We start from the raw sequence: 17,017 nt of genomic DNA, 5'->3' as shown, positions 1-17,017 counted from the left end.
CCCGTCCCGGACGGATGCTCAGAGGGACTCGGCGGCGGCGTACATCGCGTCGGCGATGTGCTCGGTCTCGTCCTCGGTGCAGACGTACGGCGGCATCGCGTAGATGAGCTTCCCGAAGGGGCGCAGCCACACACCGTGGTCCATGGCGACCTCCTGGACGGTGGTGACGTCGACCGGTTCGCGCGCCTCGATCACGCCGATCGCGCCGAGCACCCGGACGTCGGCCACCCCCGGGAGGTCGCGGGCGCCGTCGAGGCCCGCGGTGAGGATCGCCTCGATGGTGTCGACCTCCTCCCGCCAGTCGCGCGACAGCAGCAGCTCGATCGACGCGCTCGCGACCGCGCACGCCAGGGGGTTGGCCATGTACGTGGGGCCGTGCATGAGCGCCCCGGCCTCGCCGGAGGAGATCCCGTGCGCCACCCGGTCGGTGCACAGCGTCGCGGCCATCGTCATGTAGCCGCCGGTGAGGGCCTTGCCGAGACACATGATGTCCGGCGCGATCTCGGCGTGGTCGCAGCCCCACAGCTCGCCGGTCCGGCCGAAGCCGGTGGCGATCTCGTCCAGGATCAGCAGCAGCCCGTGCTCGTCGGCCAGCTCGCGCAGGGCGCGCAGGTATTCGGGGGCGTAGAAGCGCATCCCGCCCGCACCCTGGACGATCGGCTCCACGATGATCCCGGCCAGCTCGTGCGCGTGCGCGGCGGCCAGCTTCGCCAGCTCGGCCAGGTACGCCTCGTCGGGCTCGGCGGCGTAGCCCAGCGGGGGCGGCGGGGCGAACACGTGCCGCGCCAGCACGTCCGAGAACAGGTGGTGCATGCCGTTCACCGGGTCGCACACGGCCATGTCGCCGAAGGTGTCGCCGTGGTAGCCGCCGCGGACGGTGAGGAGGCGGTGGCGTTCGGGACGGCCCTGGGAGCGCCAGTACTGCAGCGCCATCTTGATCGCGACCTCGACCGCCACCGACCCGGAGTCGGCGAAGAACACCTTGGTCAGAGGCTCGGGGGACAGCTCGACCAGGTGCTCGGCCAGCCGCACCGCGGGCGGATGGGTGAGCCCGCCGAACATGACGTGCGCCATCTTCCCGAGCTGGCCGGTCACCGCCGCGTTCAGCGCGGGGTGGTCGTAGCCGTGGACGGCGGCCCACCACGAGGACATGCCGTCGATCAGTTCGGTGCCGTCGGCCAGGGTCAGCCGGACACCCGCCGCCGACACCACCGGGTGCACGGGCGCCGTCGCGGGCATCGGCGCGTACGGGTGCCAGATGTGGTCGCGGTCGAAGGCCAGCAGCCGCTCGGTCTCGCTCGGGCTCATCCGGCCCAGCCGCAGCTCGATCACGACGCCTCACCGCGCACGCCGCCGTCGCCGCTGCCGGGCCCCGCGCCGCCGGCGCCGTCCGCGCCCTCCGTGTCCGCCTCCGCGCCGTCCGTGCCCGCGCCGTCCGTGCCCGCGCCGTCCGTGCCCGCGCCGTCCGTGCCCGCGCCGTCCGTGCCCGCGCCGTCCGTGCCCGCGCCGGTCGCGTCAGCGGCGGTGCCCGCCCCGGCGGCCTCGTCGAGGATGCCCTGCTCGACGCCCCAGCGGCGCAGCTCGGCCGCCGCGGCGTCCCGGCCGATGATCCCGCGGTCCAGCCGCAGGTCCAGCAGGAACTTGTAGGCCCGGCCCACCAGCGGTCCGGGCGTGATGCCGAGGATCTCCTGGATCTCGTTCCCGTCGATCTCGGGGCGCATCGCGGCGAGCTCCTCCTCCTCGGCCAGCCGCTCGATGCGCGTCTCCAGGTCGTCGTAGGTGCGGCGGAGCCGGTCCGCCTTGCGCCTGTTGCGCGTGGTGCAGTCGGCCCGGGTGAGCTTGTGCAGCCGCGACAGCAGCGGCCCCGCGTCCCGGACGTACCGGCGCACCGCCGAGTCCGTCCACTCGCCGGTGCCGTACCCGTGGAAGCGCAGGTGCAGCTCCACCAGGCGGGACACCGCGGCGACGACGTCCTTGGGGTAGCGCAGCTCGGTGAGCCGCTTGCGGGTCATCTTGGCCCCGACCACCTCGTGGTGGTGGAACGACACCCGCCCGCCCGGCTCGAACCGGCGGGTCCTGGGCTTGCCGATGTCGTGCAGCAGCGCCGCCAGGCGCAGGATCAGGTCGGGCCCGTCCTCCTCCTGCGCGATCGCCTGCTCCAGCACGATCAGCGAGTGCTCGTAGACGTCCTTGTGCCGGTGGTGCTCGTCGATCTCCAGCCGCAGTTTCGGCAGCTCCGGCAGCACGTACCCGGCCAGCCCGGTGTCGACCAGCAGCGCCAGGCCCTCCCGGGGGTGGGCGCCGCAGAGGAGCTTGGACAGCTCGTCGCGGATCCGCTCGGCCGAGACGATCTCGATCCGGCCGGCCATGTCCGTCATCGCGGCGACGACGTCCGGCGCGACGGTGAACCCGAGCTGGGAGGCGAAGCGCGCCGCCCGCAGCATCCGCAGCGGGTCGTCGCCGAACGAGTCCTCCGGACGGCCGGGCGTGCGCAGCACCCTGTCGCGCAGGTCGGACAGGCCGCCGAACGGGTCGACGAACTCGTGGCCGGGCAGCCGGGCCGCCATCGCGTTCACGGCGAAGTCGCGGCGCCGCAGGTCCTCGTGCAGGGACGTGCCGTACGCCACCTGCGGCTTACGCGACCTGGGGTCGTACGACTCGCTGCGGTAGGTGGTGATCTCCAGCTCGTGGCCGTCCTTGCGCAGGCCGACCGTGCCGAACTCGATCCCGATCGTCCAGACCGCGTCGGCCCAGCCGTCGATGAGCTCCAGGACCCGGTCCGGCGGGGCGTCGGTGGTGAGGTCGACGTCCTTGCCGGGCCGGCGCAGCAGCGCGTCCCGGACCGGGCCGCCCACCAGTGCCAGCTCGTGCCCCGCCGCCGCGAACCGGGCACCGAGGTCGTCCGCGACGGGCGCGATCCGGCGCAGCAGCTCGGTGATGGCGACGCGCTGCGCCGGCGTCGGCTGCGACTGCTCTGGGGTCACTTTGTGATTGGGCACGGCCATCCAGCGTATTTCCTTGAGAAGCGGCTGACAAAAGGCTTCGGGCGACCTCCGGGGGCCGCCGTCCGCCCGCCGGAGAGGGGGATGCGAGAGCCCTTCACAGACGCGCTCCCGGGGGTTACGTTCTGGACACCCCGACGTCGCCCCCGCGCGGCCCGCCGGTGCGGCCTCCCGTAGGACAGTCAACGGTAGCGGGCATCGCCGGGGTGCGTCCCACAGGGATGAGGCCGGACTCTGAGGGTATGTGGGGGTTCCCCGGCCCGAGGGCCGGCCGGACCCCCGCGGGACGGAGCTGACGATGAAGGACGCCCTCACCATCCACCGCGCGCTCCTCGAACGCGAGACGCCGCACGAGATCGTCCGTCTGCCCCGCTCCATCGCCCGGGCCGACGACCTGCCCTGGGCGCTCGGGACCCCGCCGCGCCGGTGCCTGGTGACCCGCGTGTTCGCCTGCGACGACGCCTGCCGGGACCGGCGGTTCCTCACCGGTGTCATCATGGCCGCCGGCGACGGGCCGCCGCCCGAACGCGTCCGGTCCGTCGTCGGCGCCCGCGCGATCCGCCCGGCCCGCGCCGACCTGGTCAACGCCGTCACCGAGTACGCCGCGGACCTGGTCTGCCCGCTGCTGCTGCCCGCGAGCATGCCCCTGCTGATCGACCGGGGGGTCGTGGACGCGTTCCCCGCCGACGGCGTCGTCTACACCGCGACCGGTGAGGCTTCGACGGCGCTCGGCATCCGGGCCCGTGACCTCTACGCGCTCAGCCGTGCCGAGCCCGTCCGGTTCTTCCGGCGGGCCGAGCACCGGACGCCGCCCGCCGCCGCCCACTTCCCGGCATCCCCGGGCGCCTCCCCCGCGCCCGGCCCGGCCGCGCACGGCGCCGCCGCGGCGCGGGCGCACCGGCACCGCGGCGGCGCGCGCGGCACCACCCCGTCCGGTACCTGAGGCCCGGCCCCGCCTACCCCAGGGAACGGTGCCGCCACGCCGGGCGCACGTTCGCCAAGAAGAACTCTTTACGGAAACGTGAGGTCCTTCGCGACACAGTTGTGGGCAAGGCGGACGACAAGGCGTGACGGCCTCGATGCCGAGCACCGATGATGTGGGGGGTGTCCGATGGACGGGACGGATCGGCCGTACGGCGGCGCGATCCCCGCCGTGTTCCTTGGCGCGAGGTGGCCGGTACGGCCTGACGGCACCGGCGTCGGGGCTACCATCGAGCGCGTGATGCGGGAAAGCGACGCCCGCTGTCCTCGGGTGGCCCTTTCGGTGGCGGGCGGCCCTCGGGCGGACATGGCGTGAGAACGGTCATACGCGCGGTCGGGGTGACCGCACTTCTTTCCTGCGTCATGGTGGGCATGGCTCCGGCCGTCCCGGCGCTCCCGGCCGAGCCGGAACCCGACCGCGGCGGCCAGTCCCGCGCCAGGGCGCAGATCGCGCTGGCGCTCGGCAGGGTGTCGCCCAAGACGGCGACGTCGTCGGGCCGGAACTCCAAGATCACCGTCCAGGGGACGGTCGAGAACCGCTCCGGGCACCAGCTGCAGGGCGTCACGGTGCGGCTGCGGACCTCCGCGCAGCGGATGTCCAGCCGCAGCCAGCTCGCCCAGTACGCCTCCGGCCAGCCCTCCTCGCTGACCGGGCTCCCGGCCCAGGCCCAGCTTCCCGCGGCGAACGGCACGGGCGGCCGGGCGACGTTCTCCCTCAGCACCACCACCGCGGCCATCGGCCTCCGGACGTTCGGCGTCTACCCCATCGGCGTGGAGGTGGTGAACCAGTACGGCCAGGTCCTGGCCGGGGTCAACACCTTCATCACCTTCGTTCCGAATCAGCGGAGCTTCAAGCCCCTGTCGGTCGCCTGGGTCTGGCCGCTGATCGACCGCCAGCACCGCGCGGCCGACGACACCTTCATCGACGACCAGCTCGCCGCCGACATGGCGCCCGGCGGCCGGCTGAGCGGCCTGGTCGACGCCGCCGCCACGACCAACACGCCGGTCACCTGGTCGATCGACCCGGCCCTGATGGACGACGTCCACACCATGGCCTCCGGCCCGTACACCGTGAAGGCGCCGCGGGCGGCGAAGGGCACCCGCAAGCCCAAGAGCGCCGCCGCCGCCACCTGGCTGAACTCGCTGCGGTCGGCCTCCAAGAACGACCCGTACTTCACCGTCCCCTACGCCGACCCCGACGCCGTCGCCCTGGTCCGCAACAAGATGTCCAACCACCTCGCGATCGCCTACGCCAACAGCAGCGTGGCGAGCCAGGTGATCGGCCGCCAGCCGACCGTCCAGATGGCCTGGCCGCCGTCCGGCATGGCGGGGCAGAGCACCCTCAACGAGCTGGCCAAGCTCGGCCGGCTGGGCAACGGCGCGTTCCTGATGAGCAGCGCCGCGTTCACCGACCCGGCGCAGGGCTACACGCCGAGCGCCGCCACCCGCCTGGCCACCGAGGAGGGCCCCAAGCGGACGGTCGTGTACGACGAGACGCTCAACAAGATCGTCAGCGCCGACACGCGCTCGCCGGGCACGGCGGTGCTGGCCGAGCAGCGCTTCCTCGCCGAGACCGCGATGATCACCGCGGAGGCGCCGGATCTGGCGCGGTCCCTGGTCATCGCGCCCGACCGGCGGTGGAACCCCGCGCCGGCGTTCGCCAAGAACCTGCTGGCCTACACCTCCGGCGCGTCCTGGATGCGGAAGACCCCGCTCGACAAGATCACCGGCGCCACCCCCCAGGACCGGGTCTACCGCGGCTACCCGGACGCGATGGAGGCGTACGAGCTGGACTCGCTCTACCTCGACCAGGTGGCCGACATCTCCCGTACGGCGGCGCGGTTCACCTCGGTGATGGTCGAGCCGGTCACGATGACCTACCGGCGCGCGGTGCTGCGCATGGAGTCGACCGCCTGGCGCGGGCGCACCCGCTACAAACGTGCCGTGCTGGCACGTCAGGAGCTGCGCGAACGGCTCCAGGACGACATGGGCCAGGTCCGCATCATCACCACGGAGAACCAGCGGGTCTCGCTGGCGGGCAGTTCCGGCCGGATCCCCATCACGGTGGTCAACGACCTGCCCGACCAGACGATCGAGGTCCGGCTGGAGGTCGTCCCGGAGAACACCGCCCGGCTCCAGATCGGCCAGACCGAGGACCAGGACGAGGTCATCAGGCTCGGTCCCGGCCAGAAGCTGCCCCGCTGGATCCCGGTCCGGGCGGCCGGGAACGGCAACGCGCGGGTGAACGTCCGGCTGAAATCGGCCGACGATCGGGCATTCGGGGAGAAGGTGACCATCACCGTCCGTACCACCGGTTACGGCCGCCTGGCGTTGCTCATCACCGGTGGCGGACTTGCCGTACTCTTCGTGGGCGTCGGAGTGCGGGCCACGAGAGCGAGGCGCCGCCGGAAAGCGGAGGCAGCCGGTGAGGGATCGACCGGAGTGGGACCAGCGGCGACCGGGAGCACCGCCCCCGCACCCCCATCCGCCGGGGCAGGCGCCGCGGAGTTCGCAGAACCCGCCATGGCCCCAGAATCCGTCCGATCCCAGGGATCCGCGGAACCGGCCGGGGACGGCACGGCCACCGGCCCAGCCGCCGGCCCCGCGTCCGGGCTCGGGCCAGAACCCGGGGATGACGCCGGGACAGCCGCCGATGCCGGGCCAGGCACCGATGCCGGCTCCGGCCCCCGGACCGAACCGGCGGCCGGCGGGCGCCCCGCCGGAGGGCGGCAGCGGGGCGGCGACCAGGGTTGACCTCCCCCTGCCGGGCGGCGACCCCGGCAGGGGACGGCCCGGCCCGGCCGGGCCCGGGGCCCCGCCCGGAGCCGGGACGCCCGACGTGACCACCGACATGGGGGCCGGCGCCGGCACCGCGGAGGCGCCGCCCTCCGAGCCGCCGAAGAGCGGCGGCGCCTCCGGGCTGCTGCGCTCCGGGGCGATCATGGCGATCGGCACGCTGGCGTCGCGCCTCACCGGTTTCCTGCGGACCGCGCTGCTGGTCGCCGCGCTCGGCACCGGCGCGCTGGCGGACGCCTACAACACCGCCAACACCGTCCCGTTCATCGTCTACGACCTGCTCCTCGGCGGGATCCTCACCGCCGTCGTGGTCCCGCTGATCGTGCGGGCGCGGGAACGGGACGAGACCTACGGCGCCCGCTACGAGCAGCGCCTGTTCACCCTCGCCGTCCTCGGCCTGGCCGTGATGACCACCGCGGCCGTCATGCTCGGCCCGCTCTTCATCACCATCTACGGCGGCGGGATGGAAGGGGCGCAGCGCGACCTGGCGGTGCTGTTCGCCCGCCTGTTCGCCGTGCAGATCTTCTTCCTGGGCGTCAGCGCGTTCTCCGGCGCGATCCTCAACACCCGCAAGCGGTTCGCCGCCCCGATGTGGGCGCCGGTCCTCAACAACATCGTCATCTGCTGTACCGCCGCCGCGTTCCTGCTGCTGGCGACCGGCAAGGTCGACCCCGCGTCGATCAGCGACGGGCAGGTGGCGCTGCTGGCCGGCGGCACCATCGGCGGCATGGCGCTGCAGACCCTGGCGCTGTGGCCTTCGCTGCGCGGCTCCGGGTTCCGCTGGCGGCCCCGGCTGGACTTCCGCAAGGGCGAGCTGGGGCAGATCGGCCGGATGGCGGTCTGGACCCTGTCGTACGTGCTGATCACCCAGGTCGGGTTCGCGGTCACCACCCGGCTGGCCAACGCGGCGGGCGTGCTCGGCCGCGAGGAGGGCCTCGGCGACGTCGGGTACACCCCGTACTTCAACGCCTACCAGCTCTTCCAGCTGCCGTACGCGATCATCGGCGTCTCGGTGATCACCGCGCTGCTGCCGCGGATGAGCGAGCACGCCGCCGCGGGCCGGATGGGGGAGGTCCGCGAGGACTTCTCCAGCGGGCTGCGGCTGTGCTCGACGGTCATCCTGCCCGCCGCCGGGCTGATGGGCGTCCTGGCCTCGGAGATCACCGTGGTGCTGTTCGCGCACGGGCAGACCACGGTGGCCAACGCCCAGGTGATCGCCGACGTGCTGCGGATGTTCGCGGTGGCGCTGGTGCCGTTCGCCGCCTACCAGCTGATGCTGCGGGTCTTCTACTCGCTGCAGGACACCCGTACGCCCACGTTCATCGGCGTCGGCGTGGTCCTCACCAACATCGCGATGGCCCTGCTCTCGTACAACCTGCTGCCCACCGACAAGATCATCGTCGGGATCGCGGGCGGTTTCGCGGTGGCGCAGACGGCCGGCGCGATCCTCGGCTGGGCGATCCTGCGGCGCCGCCTGAACGGGATGGACGGCCGCCGGGTCTTCGTCTCCTACCTCAAGCTGGCCGTCGCGCTGTGGCCGCTGATCGGCTTCGCCTACGCCACGCACGCGATCGCCGATGCCGCGCTCGGCGCCGGGCTCGCCTCCGGCCTGCTCGCGCTCGCCGTCGGCAGCGCCGGCGGGGGGCTGCTCTACCTGGTGTTCGCGCGGATGATGCGGGTCGAGGAGATCGGTTCCATGCTCTCCATGGTGACCCGCAGGCTGCCCGGTCGCGGCTGAGACGGGCGCGCGTGTTGATCTCACCGAATGACCTGCGCGCGGCCGGGAAGGTACCGCATGGCAAAGTAACAGGACGCGCCCGGATAACGCAGCCGCCGATCTGACTAAGCACTACCATGTTGGAGACTACGGTCTGCGGGGCGACACCCTGAAGAACGCAAAAGGAGGGTCGGAGGCGTAAGCTGCCACGCCACGAACATGGGATCTGACCACCTGTGCAGGACGCTGTGAGCACCTCCGTCATCGAGCCCGGCACGCGTCTCGCCGGTCGCTACCGCCTCGAAGAGCGCATCACCGATTCGGGCGGCTCCACGCTCTGGAAGGCCATCGACGAGATCCTGGCGCGCGCCGTGGCCGTCCGGACCTTCGACCCCGAGTTCCCCCGCATCGCCGAGGTGGTCACCTCCGCCCGCGCCGCCAGCAGGCTGACCGACCCCCGCCTCACCCAGGTGTTCGACGCCGACGACAGCGGCGAGAGCGCCTACGTGGTCAGCGAGTGGGTCGCCGGCGAGACCCTGGAGAAGATGCTCGGCAAGGCCCCGCTGGAGCCGGGCCGGGCCGCGACGCTGCTGTACGAGGCGGCCGAGGCCATCGCCGCCGCCCACGAGGCCGGGCTGGCCCACCTGTGCCTGTCCCCGCGCGACCTGGTGTGGACCACCGGCGGCACCGTCAAGCTCCTGGGCATCGCCACCGACGCGGTGCTCGCCGACCGCTACGCCGACGATCCCGCGGCCCAGGACGTCCGGGGGCTGGGCGGCATCCTCTACGCGGCGCTCACCGCGCACTGGCCGGGCCCCCCGGACCGCTCGTCCCTGCCCGCCGCCCCGATGGCCGGCGAGGCGCCCAGGGCGCCCCGACAGGTCCAGGCCGGCGTCCCGTTCGCGGTCGACGCGATCGTCTGCCGCTGCCTGGGCATCGAGGTCCCCGGGCAGGAGCCGCTGGCCGACCCGGCCGCGCTGGCCCAGGCGCTGCGCGGCGTCCCGCGGACCCCGCTGCCGCTGTTCGCCGGTCTCGCCAACGCCCACCCCGCGCCGTCCAGCCCTCCGAACAGCACCCGCGCGCACCGCGCCCCCGCGGCACCGCCGCCGCGCCGGCACGAGCACCCCTCCCACGGCAGGACGCAGCAGCAGCAGACGCGGCAGCAGCACGGGATGCCGCCGGCCGCGCCGTCCTCGCAGCGGACCGCGCCCGCCGCCCACGCCGGGCACCCGCCACGTGCCGCCAAGGGCAACAACCGCGCCCTCCTCGGCGTCGCCGCCGCCGCGCTGACGGTGATCGTCGGTCTCGGCGCCTGGGCGCTCAGCGATGACGACGAGCCGAGCGGCACCCCCGGCGCCACCGACAAGAGCCAGGCGTCCCAGCCGGCCAAGCCCCAGGTGACGAAGCTGGACGTGCAGAGGGTCACCGCCGCCGAGGAGCTGACCCCCGCCGGCGGTCCCGACACCACCATCCCTAAGCGGCTAGAGACGGTCATCGACGGCCGTACCGACGGCCCCATGTGGGAGACCCAGACCTACAGGAGCGCCAACTTCGGCAACCTGGCCAAGGGCCTGGGCGTCGTTCTCGACATGGGCAAGCCCGTGCGGGTCAGCAGCGTCAAGGTCGCGGTCCCCGACGGCGGCGGCGTGCTCCAGGTGAAGGTCGGCGACTCCCCGAGCCCCGGCATGCTCCGCGCCGTCGACCGCGTGGTCACCGCTCCGGGGGAGAACACGATCAACGCCGCTTCCCGGCCCACCGGCCGTTACGTCCTGGTCTGGTTCACCAAGCTGCCGCCCAATAACAAGGGCAAGATCAGCGAGATCACCGTGCAGGGCTCCGCCGCCGGCTGAGCACCTCCCGCGACGAACTTCGGCCTCGTTCCCGTACCGTTTCCGCCCTCCCGAAGGCTGCCCGGAAACGGTACGGGCCCGTTCTCACGATGGGTACGCGAGATCGCGCACGCAGTGATCGCACCCTCGATTGTTGCCTCGTCCCCCTGGTCAAGCGCCGAAAACATCGTCCAGTGACCTTGCAGTTCACTTTTTCGACACCGCATCGGCAGTGGAATCGGCGGCGGGGAACGATCTCGAACGGTCGTCCCAGCGCCCCGGAGGCCCGTACGGTGTCGGACGAGCCGTCCCGTCCGTCGGCGCTTGTCGGTATCGTGCCTGAGAGCACAATGTCCCCTCCCCCCAGGATTTCAGCGGTGTCGACGCGACCAGGCAAGATCGATCGCACGTACCCGGCGCGGATCGGCGCACGCACGCGTGAGGGCGGACGCCCATGACGTCGGTGAGCATGCGGCACGTGGACGAGGTGCCCGACAAGGAACTGCTCGCCCGGCATTCGCAGGGGGATCCGCACGCGTTCGCCACGCTGGTGCAGCGGCACCGCGACCGGATGTGGGCGGTGGCCCTGCGCACGCTCGGCGACCAGGAGGAGGCCGCGGACGCCCTCCAGGACGCCTGCCTGTCCGCGTTCCGCGCGGCCGGCCGCTTCCGCGGCGACGCCGCCGTCACCACCTGGCTGCACCGCATCGTGGTGAACGCCTGCCTGGACCGGATCCGCCGCAAGTCCGTGCGTCCCGCCACGCCCATGGGCGACGACGCCACCTTCGACGCGGTCGCCCCGAAGATGCCCGACCCGACCGACGCGCACGGCGTGTCCCTGGACGTCCACGCCGCCCTCGCCCGGCTGCCGTTCGAGCAGCGGGCGGCGCTGGTCCTGGTCGACATGATGGGGTACTCGGTCGACGACGCGGCCCAGGTCCTGGAGGTGCCGCCCGGCACGATCAAGAGCCGTTGCGCGCGCGGACGCGCCCGGCTGGCCCCGCTTCTGACCCACCACAGGAACCGACGCGACCGCAAGAACGTCGGAGGTGTGGAAGGAGGTGGCATGCCTTGATGAACCCCGCACACTATGACTACGACGCCCTGGCCGACCTGGCCGAGGGATTGCTCGAAGACGACGAGGCCGCCTCCGTCAACGCGCACCTCGACACCTGCGCCGAATGCAGGGAACGATCCGCCGACCTTGCGGACGTCTCCCGGATCCTGGCGGAGGCCCCCGTCCCGTCCATGCCCGCAGAGCTGGCGTCCCGCATCGACTCGGCGATAGCGGCCGAGTCGCTGGACAACGCCACCGTGGTGAGCCTGGAACGCAGACGCGGCAGGCGGCACTGGCGGATCCTGTCGGCCGCCGCCGCGACGGTGATCGTGCTCGGTGGCGGAGCGATGGCGGCGACGGTCGCCCTGGACGGCTCGGACTCGCACGAGAACGCGACGGCCCCCGCCCTCGACCGGAGCGACCGCGGCGCCGGGTCGCCGTCCACCCTGGTCGCCCCCGGCGAGACGGGCAGCGCGGCCTACCAGGTCACCCGGAGCCGAACCGACTACCGTGCCACCACACTCGACCGCCAGATCAACGACGTACTGAACGGCCCCCGGGCCGCCGGCGCCGCCCCCGACCCGCGCCTCGCCGAGTGCGTCGCCGAGGTCGCCCGGGGGAGGACGCCCACCCTGGTGGACTCGGCGCGCTACGAAGGCGCCCCCGCCACGGTGATCGCCGCCCCGGCCGCCGAGCGGGGCGACCTGGACGTCTGGGTCGTCGGCCCCGGCTGCTCGGCCAAGGACACCAAGGTCCTCAAGCATGTGAGGACGACGAAGGGGAACTGAGTGGCGACCGGAGCGCTAGCGGAGGTTGTCGCTCAGTTCGTTCTTCCGGGGGTGCAGGGGGTCGTCCCCCGCAGGGTGAGCTGAGCGGTAACCGGAGCGCTAGCGGAGGTTGTCGCTCAGTTCGTTCTTCCGGGGGTGCAGGGGGTCGTCCCCCGCAGGGTGAGCTGAGCGGTAACCGGAGCGCTAGCGGAGGTTGTCGCTCAGTTCGTTCTTCCGGGGGTGCAGGGGGTCGTCCCCCGCAGGGTGAGCTGAGCGGCGACCGGAGCCGGGCCGGTCTTTCCATAGGCCGGCCCGGCTCCTCGAAGATCGGTCCGTTAGAGGTCGGCCAGGAAGTCCATGGCGATCGACCAGGCCCGTTCGGCGGATTCGGCGTCGTGATCGGGCAGGTCGGGGTCGGTGAACAGGTGCCCGGCGCCTCGGTAGCGGAATACCTCCACGTCCGCGCCGGCCCGGCGCATCCGCAGGTACCAGGCGTTGAGCCAGTCGTCGGGTTCCCAGGTGTCGGGGTCGGCCACGTGCAGTTGCACCGGGATCTCCGTACTGGCGTCCTCGGCCAGGTCGGACGTGCCGTGCATGAGCAGGAGCCCGCGGGCCTTCCCGTCGGCGAGCGCGAGGGTCTGGGCGAGGGCGCCGCCCAGCGAGAACCCGGCGTACACCAGGCCCTGGTCGGTGTGCGGAGCGGCGGCGGCCACCGCTCGCCGCAGCAGCTCGTCCCGGCCGATCTCGTCCTTGATCTCGATGCCGGCCTCGGCGTCGTCCACGACGCGCCCGTCGTACAGGTCCGGGACGTGCACGTCGTGGCCCGCGGCCCGCATCCGGTCGGCCGCGGCGTGCACGGCGGGCCGCAGTCCGTACATCGAATGCAGGAGAAGGATCAGCGCCATGGCCCCAGCCTAGAACCGGGGAAGGGGTGGCCGGCCCTGGTCGCGGCGGGTCGGGAATCACCGGGGCCTAGGATCGGTTGACGCGACTGGCAGGCCGGGTCGTGCCGGAGGCGCGGAGACGGCGTGGTTGGTCACGCGGAGCCGTCTGGCACCGAAGGCGAGCAGAGGAGAGGCAAGAACAGTGAGCGACGTGCGCAACGTCATCATCATCGGCTCGGGCCCCGCCGGGTACACCGCCGCCGTGTACGCGGCCCGCGGCGACCTCAAGCCGCTGGTGTTCGAGGGGTCGGTCACCGCCGGCGGCGCCCTGATGAACACCACCGACGTGGAGAACTTCCCCGGGTTCCCCGACGGGATCATGGGCCCCGACCTGATGGACAACCTGCGCAAGCAGGCCGAGCGCTTCGGGGCCGAACTCATCGCCGACGATGTCACCGAGGTCGACCTCACCGCCGATCCCAAGATCGTGAAGGTCGGTGAGGACGTCCACCGGGCGCGGGCGGTCATCATCGCCACCGGCTCCGGCTACCGCGAGCTGGGCCTGGAGAACGAGAAGCGGCTGTCGGGCCGCGGCGTCTCCTGGTGCGCCACCTGTGACGGCTTCTTCTTCCGCGAGCAGGACATCGCCGTCGTCGGCGGCGGTGACACCGCGATGGAGGAGGCGATCTTCCTCACCAAGTTCGCCCGTTCGGTCACCGTGATCCACCGCCGTGACGAGCTGCGCGCCAGCAAGATCATGCAGGACCGCGCGTTCGCCAACGAGAAGATCAAGTTCCGCTGGAACAGCGAGGTCGTGGAGGTGAACGGCGACGACCGGCTCAGCGGCGTGCAGCTGCGCGACACCGTCACCGGTGAGGAGAGCACGCTGGCGGTCACCGGCCTGTTCATCGCGATCGGCCACGACCCGCGCAGCGAGCTGTTCACCGGTCAGCTCGACACCGACGCCGACGGTTACCTGATCGTCGAGGCTCCGACCACCAAGACCAAGATCCCCGGCGTGTTCGCCTCCGGTGACGTGGTCGACCACATCTACCGTCAGGCCGTCACGGCGGCCGGAAGCGGTTGCGCGGCCGCCATCGACGCCGAGCGGTGGCTGCAGGACCAGGGCACCGCCGAGACCGTCCCGCAGCCGCCGAAGGAGCTGTCCCACCAGGGCTGAGCCCGTTCCGGGCGCCGTCCGGTGCCCGGGACGACGCTCCAGGAGTCGAGGGGCCGTCCCCTCAAGATGGTGACAGGCCAGGCAACGGCGGCGGGAGGACCCCGCCGCCGGGAACACCGAAGGAGAGCACGATGAAGGTCGTGACCGACGCCGACTTCGAGGCCGAGGTACTGAAGAGCGACAAGCCCGTACTGGTCGACTTCTGGGCCGAGTGGTGCGGACCGTGCCGCATGGTCGCCCCGATCCTGGAGGAGATCGCCCAGGAGCACGGCGACAAGCTGGAGATCGTCAAGCTCAACATCGACGAGAACCCGAAGGTCCCGGCCAAGTACCAGATCCTCGGCATCCCCACGCTGAACGTCTACAAGAACGGTGAGGTCGTCAAGCAGATCCAGGGTGTCAAGCCCAAGGCCGCGCTGCTGCGCGAGCTCGGCGAGTTCATCTGACGAACGCCTCGTCCTCCCGCGGCGAGCGCACCTTACGGCCCGTACCCCGCTTCAGGGGCACGGGCCGTACGCGTGTGGCTGCAGGGTTCTGAGAGCCGGGAGAGCACGCCGCACGACGAGAACCGGGGTCCGGAGAGAGGCTGAGAGCGTCTCAGACGGGGCGGAGCGCGCCTTCCGGGGTCATGGAGCCGAGAAGGCGCTCCAGGGCCACCTCGACGTCCTCACGCCACGAGAGGGCCGACTTGAGCTCCAGGCGGAGCCGGGGGTACCGGTGATGGGGCCGGACGGTCTTGAACCCCACCGAGAGCAGGTAGTCGGCGGGCACGACGCAGCCGCCCTCCTCGCCCTTCAGGTCCCCGAACGCCTCGATGGCCTTGACCGTACGCCGGGTGAGGTCCTTGGCGACGCCCTGGATGAGCATCCGGCCCAGGCCGCCGCCGGCGAACTCGGGCAGGATGTGGGCCGTCATCAGCAGCACGGCGTCCGCGCTGACCGGGCTCGTCGGGAAGGCCACCGAGCGCGGCACGTACAGCGGCGGGGCGAACAGCACGAACCCGGCCGGCACGTCGTCCACGTACGCGATCTTGCCGCAGCCGCCCCACTCCAGGAGGGTGGAGGAGATCCACGCCTCCTTCTCCAGCGCCGGGTCGCCCGTCTCGACGGCGCGGTCCCGGCTCACCGGGTCCAGCTCCCAGAAGACGCAGCGGCGGCAACGGCGCGGCAGATCGTCCAGGTTGTCCAGCGTGATGTTGACGAGGCGACGCGACACCGGAACTGCACCCCCTGAGGCCCCGTCCAGCGGTCCCGTTCCCCGTGGCACGTGAGCGGGGACCGGCGGCGAGCTCGTCTGGTGTAGGAGAATTCCCGGCGACCGTCCGGGACACTCGGGCATCGTATCGGACGGGAGGTCTCCTTCCCGCGATCATCGTGGAAGCGGGGGCGCCTCCCACCCCGCCCCGCACGATGTCGTAGTTTGCAGGAACATCCGAACGGCCCCTGGAGGTGCCTCGTGGAACAGCACTCGCGGACGGACGCCTATACCGATCGCTACGCCGCCCGTGCCGCCGGCATGGTGGCCTCCGAGATCCGGGCTCTGTTCGCGGTGGCTTCGCGCCCCGAGGTGGTCTCCCTGGCGGGGGGCATGCCGTACGTGTCGGCCCTGCCGCTGGACGCCGTCGGCGAGATGGTCGGCGAACTGGTGGCGCGCAACGGCTCCGAGGTCCTCCAGTACGCCTCGGCCCAGGGCGACCCGGCGCTGCGTGAACGCATCTGCGAGGTCATGGCCCTGGAGGGCGTCCAGGCGTCCGCGGACGACGTCGTCGTGACCGTCGGGGCGCAGCAGGCGCTCGACCTCATCACCCGGATCTTCGTCGATCCCGGTGACGTGGTCCTGGCCGAGGCCCCCTCGTACGTGGGGGCGCTGGGCACCTTCGCCTCCTACCAGGCGGAGGTCGTCCACGTCCCGCTCGACGAGGGCGGGCTCATCCCGTCCGCGCTCCGCGAGACCCTCGAACGCCTGCGCCGCGAGGGGCGCCGGGTGAAGTTCCTCTACACCGTGCCGACCTTCCAGAACCCCGCGGGCGTCACCCTCACCCCCGCCCGCCGCGCCCAGGTCCTGGAGATCTGCGCCCGGTACGACGTGCTCGTGATCGAGGACAACCCGTACGGCCTGCTGGGGTTCGACGGCGAGCCCATGCGCGCGCTCCGCGCCGATGACGCCGAGCGGGTCATCTACCTCGGCTCGTTCTCCAAGACGATCGCGTCCGGGCTGCGGGTGGGCTGGGCGCTGGCGCCGCACGCCGTACGGGCCAAGCTCGTCCTGGCGGCGGAGTCGGCGATCCTGTGCCATCCGAGCTTCTCCCAGTTCGCCGTCCGGGAGTACCTCAGCACCCACCCGTGGCGCGAGCAGATCAAGGACTTCCGGGAGCTTTACCGCGAACGGCGCGACGCGATGCTCGAAGCACTCGAGGCGATGATGCCGGAGGGCTGCACCTGGACCCGCCCCGCCGGCGGCTTCTTCGTATGGCTGACCCTGCCCGAGGGGCTCGACGCCAAGGCGATGGCGCCGCGGGCCATCGCCGAGCGCGTCGCGTACGTTCCGGGGACCGGCTTCTACTCCGACGGCTCCGGGCACCGGCACATGAGGCTCTCGTACTGCTACCCCGAGCCGCACCGGATCCGCGAGGGCGTCCGCCGCCTCGCCGCCGTGGTCGAGCAGGAGATCCGGCTCCGGGACACGTTCGGGGGAGTGCGGGCGAGCGCGCCCGGCGGCGTGGACACTCCCGGTCCCGGAGTGATCTGACACGGACCGTTCTGTCCTACCCTGAAGGCGCGCCGGCTCCCCCATCCTGGAGCCGG

At 72.4% G+C, this 17,017-nt stretch carries 13 protein-coding genes; 9 read left to right on the top strand and 4 right to left on the bottom strand.

All coding sequences use genetic code 11. The annotated features are described in order from the left end of the window. Positions 1 to 18: 18 nt before the first annotated feature. Together bioA and IW256_RS31985 are read right to left on the bottom strand one after the other, a co-directional pair. Complete coding sequence (gene bioA, locus IW256_RS31990; protein WP_307829250.1) at positions 19 to 1,332, bottom strand: adenosylmethionine--8-amino-7-oxononanoate transaminase; 1,314 nt, start codon at positions 1,330 to 1,332, stop codon at positions 19 to 21. Continuing rightward, on the bottom strand, positions 1,329 to 3,005 hold the full coding sequence (locus tag IW256_RS31985; protein ID WP_231404017.1) for a CCA tRNA nucleotidyltransferase: 1,677 nt from the start codon (positions 3,003 to 3,005) through the stop codon (positions 1,329 to 1,331). The genes bioA and IW256_RS31985 overlap by 4 nt, the downstream gene beginning before the upstream one ends. A 295-nt stretch (positions 3,006 to 3,300) precedes the next feature. Here IW256_RS31985 and IW256_RS31980 point away from each other — a divergent pair, with 295 nt between their 5' ends. From IW256_RS31980 to IW256_RS31955, 6 genes are all read left to right on the top strand, one after another. Further along, positions 3,301 to 3,945, top strand: coding sequence for an aminoacyl-tRNA deacylase (locus IW256_RS31980; RefSeq protein WP_197014493.1), 645 nt, complete (start codon positions 3,301 to 3,303; stop codon positions 3,943 to 3,945). 377 nt (positions 3,946 to 4,322) lie between these two features. Beyond that, positions 4,323 to 6,737 (top strand): DUF6049 family protein, encoded by a 2,415-nt coding sequence (locus tag IW256_RS31975; RefSeq protein ID WP_307829249.1) that lies wholly within the window; start codon positions 4,323 to 4,325, stop codon positions 6,735 to 6,737. 85 nt (positions 6,738 to 6,822) lie between these two features. Beyond that, entirely contained in the window at positions 6,823 to 8,517 is a 1,695-nt protein-coding gene (murJ, locus tag IW256_RS31970; protein ID WP_307829248.1) for a murein biosynthesis integral membrane protein MurJ, read from the top strand. 227 nt (positions 8,518 to 8,744) lie between these two features. Continuing rightward, on the top strand, positions 8,745 to 10,346 hold the full coding sequence (locus tag IW256_RS31965) for a protein kinase family protein (RefSeq protein WP_197014492.1): 1,602 nt from the start codon (positions 8,745 to 8,747) through the stop codon (positions 10,344 to 10,346). A 433-nt stretch (positions 10,347 to 10,779) separates the two neighbouring features. Beyond that, positions 10,780 to 11,400, top strand: coding sequence for an RNA polymerase sigma factor SigM (gene sigM, locus IW256_RS31960; RefSeq protein ID WP_197014491.1), 621 nt, complete (start codon positions 10,780 to 10,782; stop codon positions 11,398 to 11,400). Beyond that, the gene (locus tag IW256_RS31955) at positions 11,400 to 12,170 is read left to right on the top strand and encodes an anti-sigma factor family protein (RefSeq protein ID WP_197014490.1); all 771 of its coding nucleotides are present in this window, start codon (positions 11,400 to 11,402) and stop codon (positions 12,168 to 12,170) included. Before sigM ends, IW256_RS31955 begins: the two co-directional genes overlap by 1 nt. 314 nt (positions 12,171 to 12,484) lie before the next feature. Here IW256_RS31955 and IW256_RS31950 read toward each other — a convergent pair whose 3' ends face one another. Then, positions 12,485 to 13,054, bottom strand: coding sequence for a dienelactone hydrolase family protein (locus tag IW256_RS31950; protein WP_197014489.1), 570 nt, complete (start codon positions 13,052 to 13,054; stop codon positions 12,485 to 12,487). 181 nt (positions 13,055 to 13,235) lie between these two features. On the opposite strand from IW256_RS31950, the gene trxB reads away from it, so the two are divergent. Both trxB and trxA read left to right on the top strand, forming a co-directional pair. Beyond that, positions 13,236 to 14,213, top strand: a complete 978-nt coding sequence (trxB, locus tag IW256_RS31945) for a thioredoxin-disulfide reductase (protein WP_197014488.1) — start codon at positions 13,236 to 13,238, stop codon at positions 14,211 to 14,213. A 131-nt stretch (positions 14,214 to 14,344) separates the two neighbouring features. Continuing rightward, positions 14,345 to 14,659, top strand: a complete 315-nt coding sequence (gene trxA / locus IW256_RS31940; protein ID WP_197014487.1) for a thioredoxin — start codon at positions 14,345 to 14,347, stop codon at positions 14,657 to 14,659. A gap of 151 nt (positions 14,660 to 14,810) precedes the next feature. On the opposite strand, the gene IW256_RS31935 is transcribed toward trxA, so the two are convergent. After that, positions 14,811 to 15,428 carry a GNAT family N-acetyltransferase gene (locus IW256_RS31935; protein ID WP_197014486.1) on the bottom strand — a complete coding sequence of 206 codons (618 nt, stop codon included), beginning with the start codon at positions 15,426 to 15,428 and terminating at the stop codon, positions 14,811 to 14,813. A 300-nt stretch (positions 15,429 to 15,728) separates the two neighbouring features. On the opposite strand from IW256_RS31935, the gene IW256_RS31930 reads away from it, so the two are divergent. Then, positions 15,729 to 16,961, top strand: coding sequence for an aminotransferase-like domain-containing protein (locus tag IW256_RS31930; RefSeq protein ID WP_197016675.1), 1,233 nt, complete (start codon positions 15,729 to 15,731; stop codon positions 16,959 to 16,961). Positions 16,962 to 17,017: the final 56 nt, after the last annotated feature.

It is taken from the genome of Actinomadura viridis (assembly GCF_015751755.1).
In the GTDB taxonomy this organism is placed as follows: domain Bacteria; phylum Actinomycetota; class Actinomycetes; order Streptosporangiales; family Streptosporangiaceae; genus Spirillospora; species Spirillospora viridis.
This window is presented reverse-complemented; position numbering and strand designations above follow the sequence as displayed.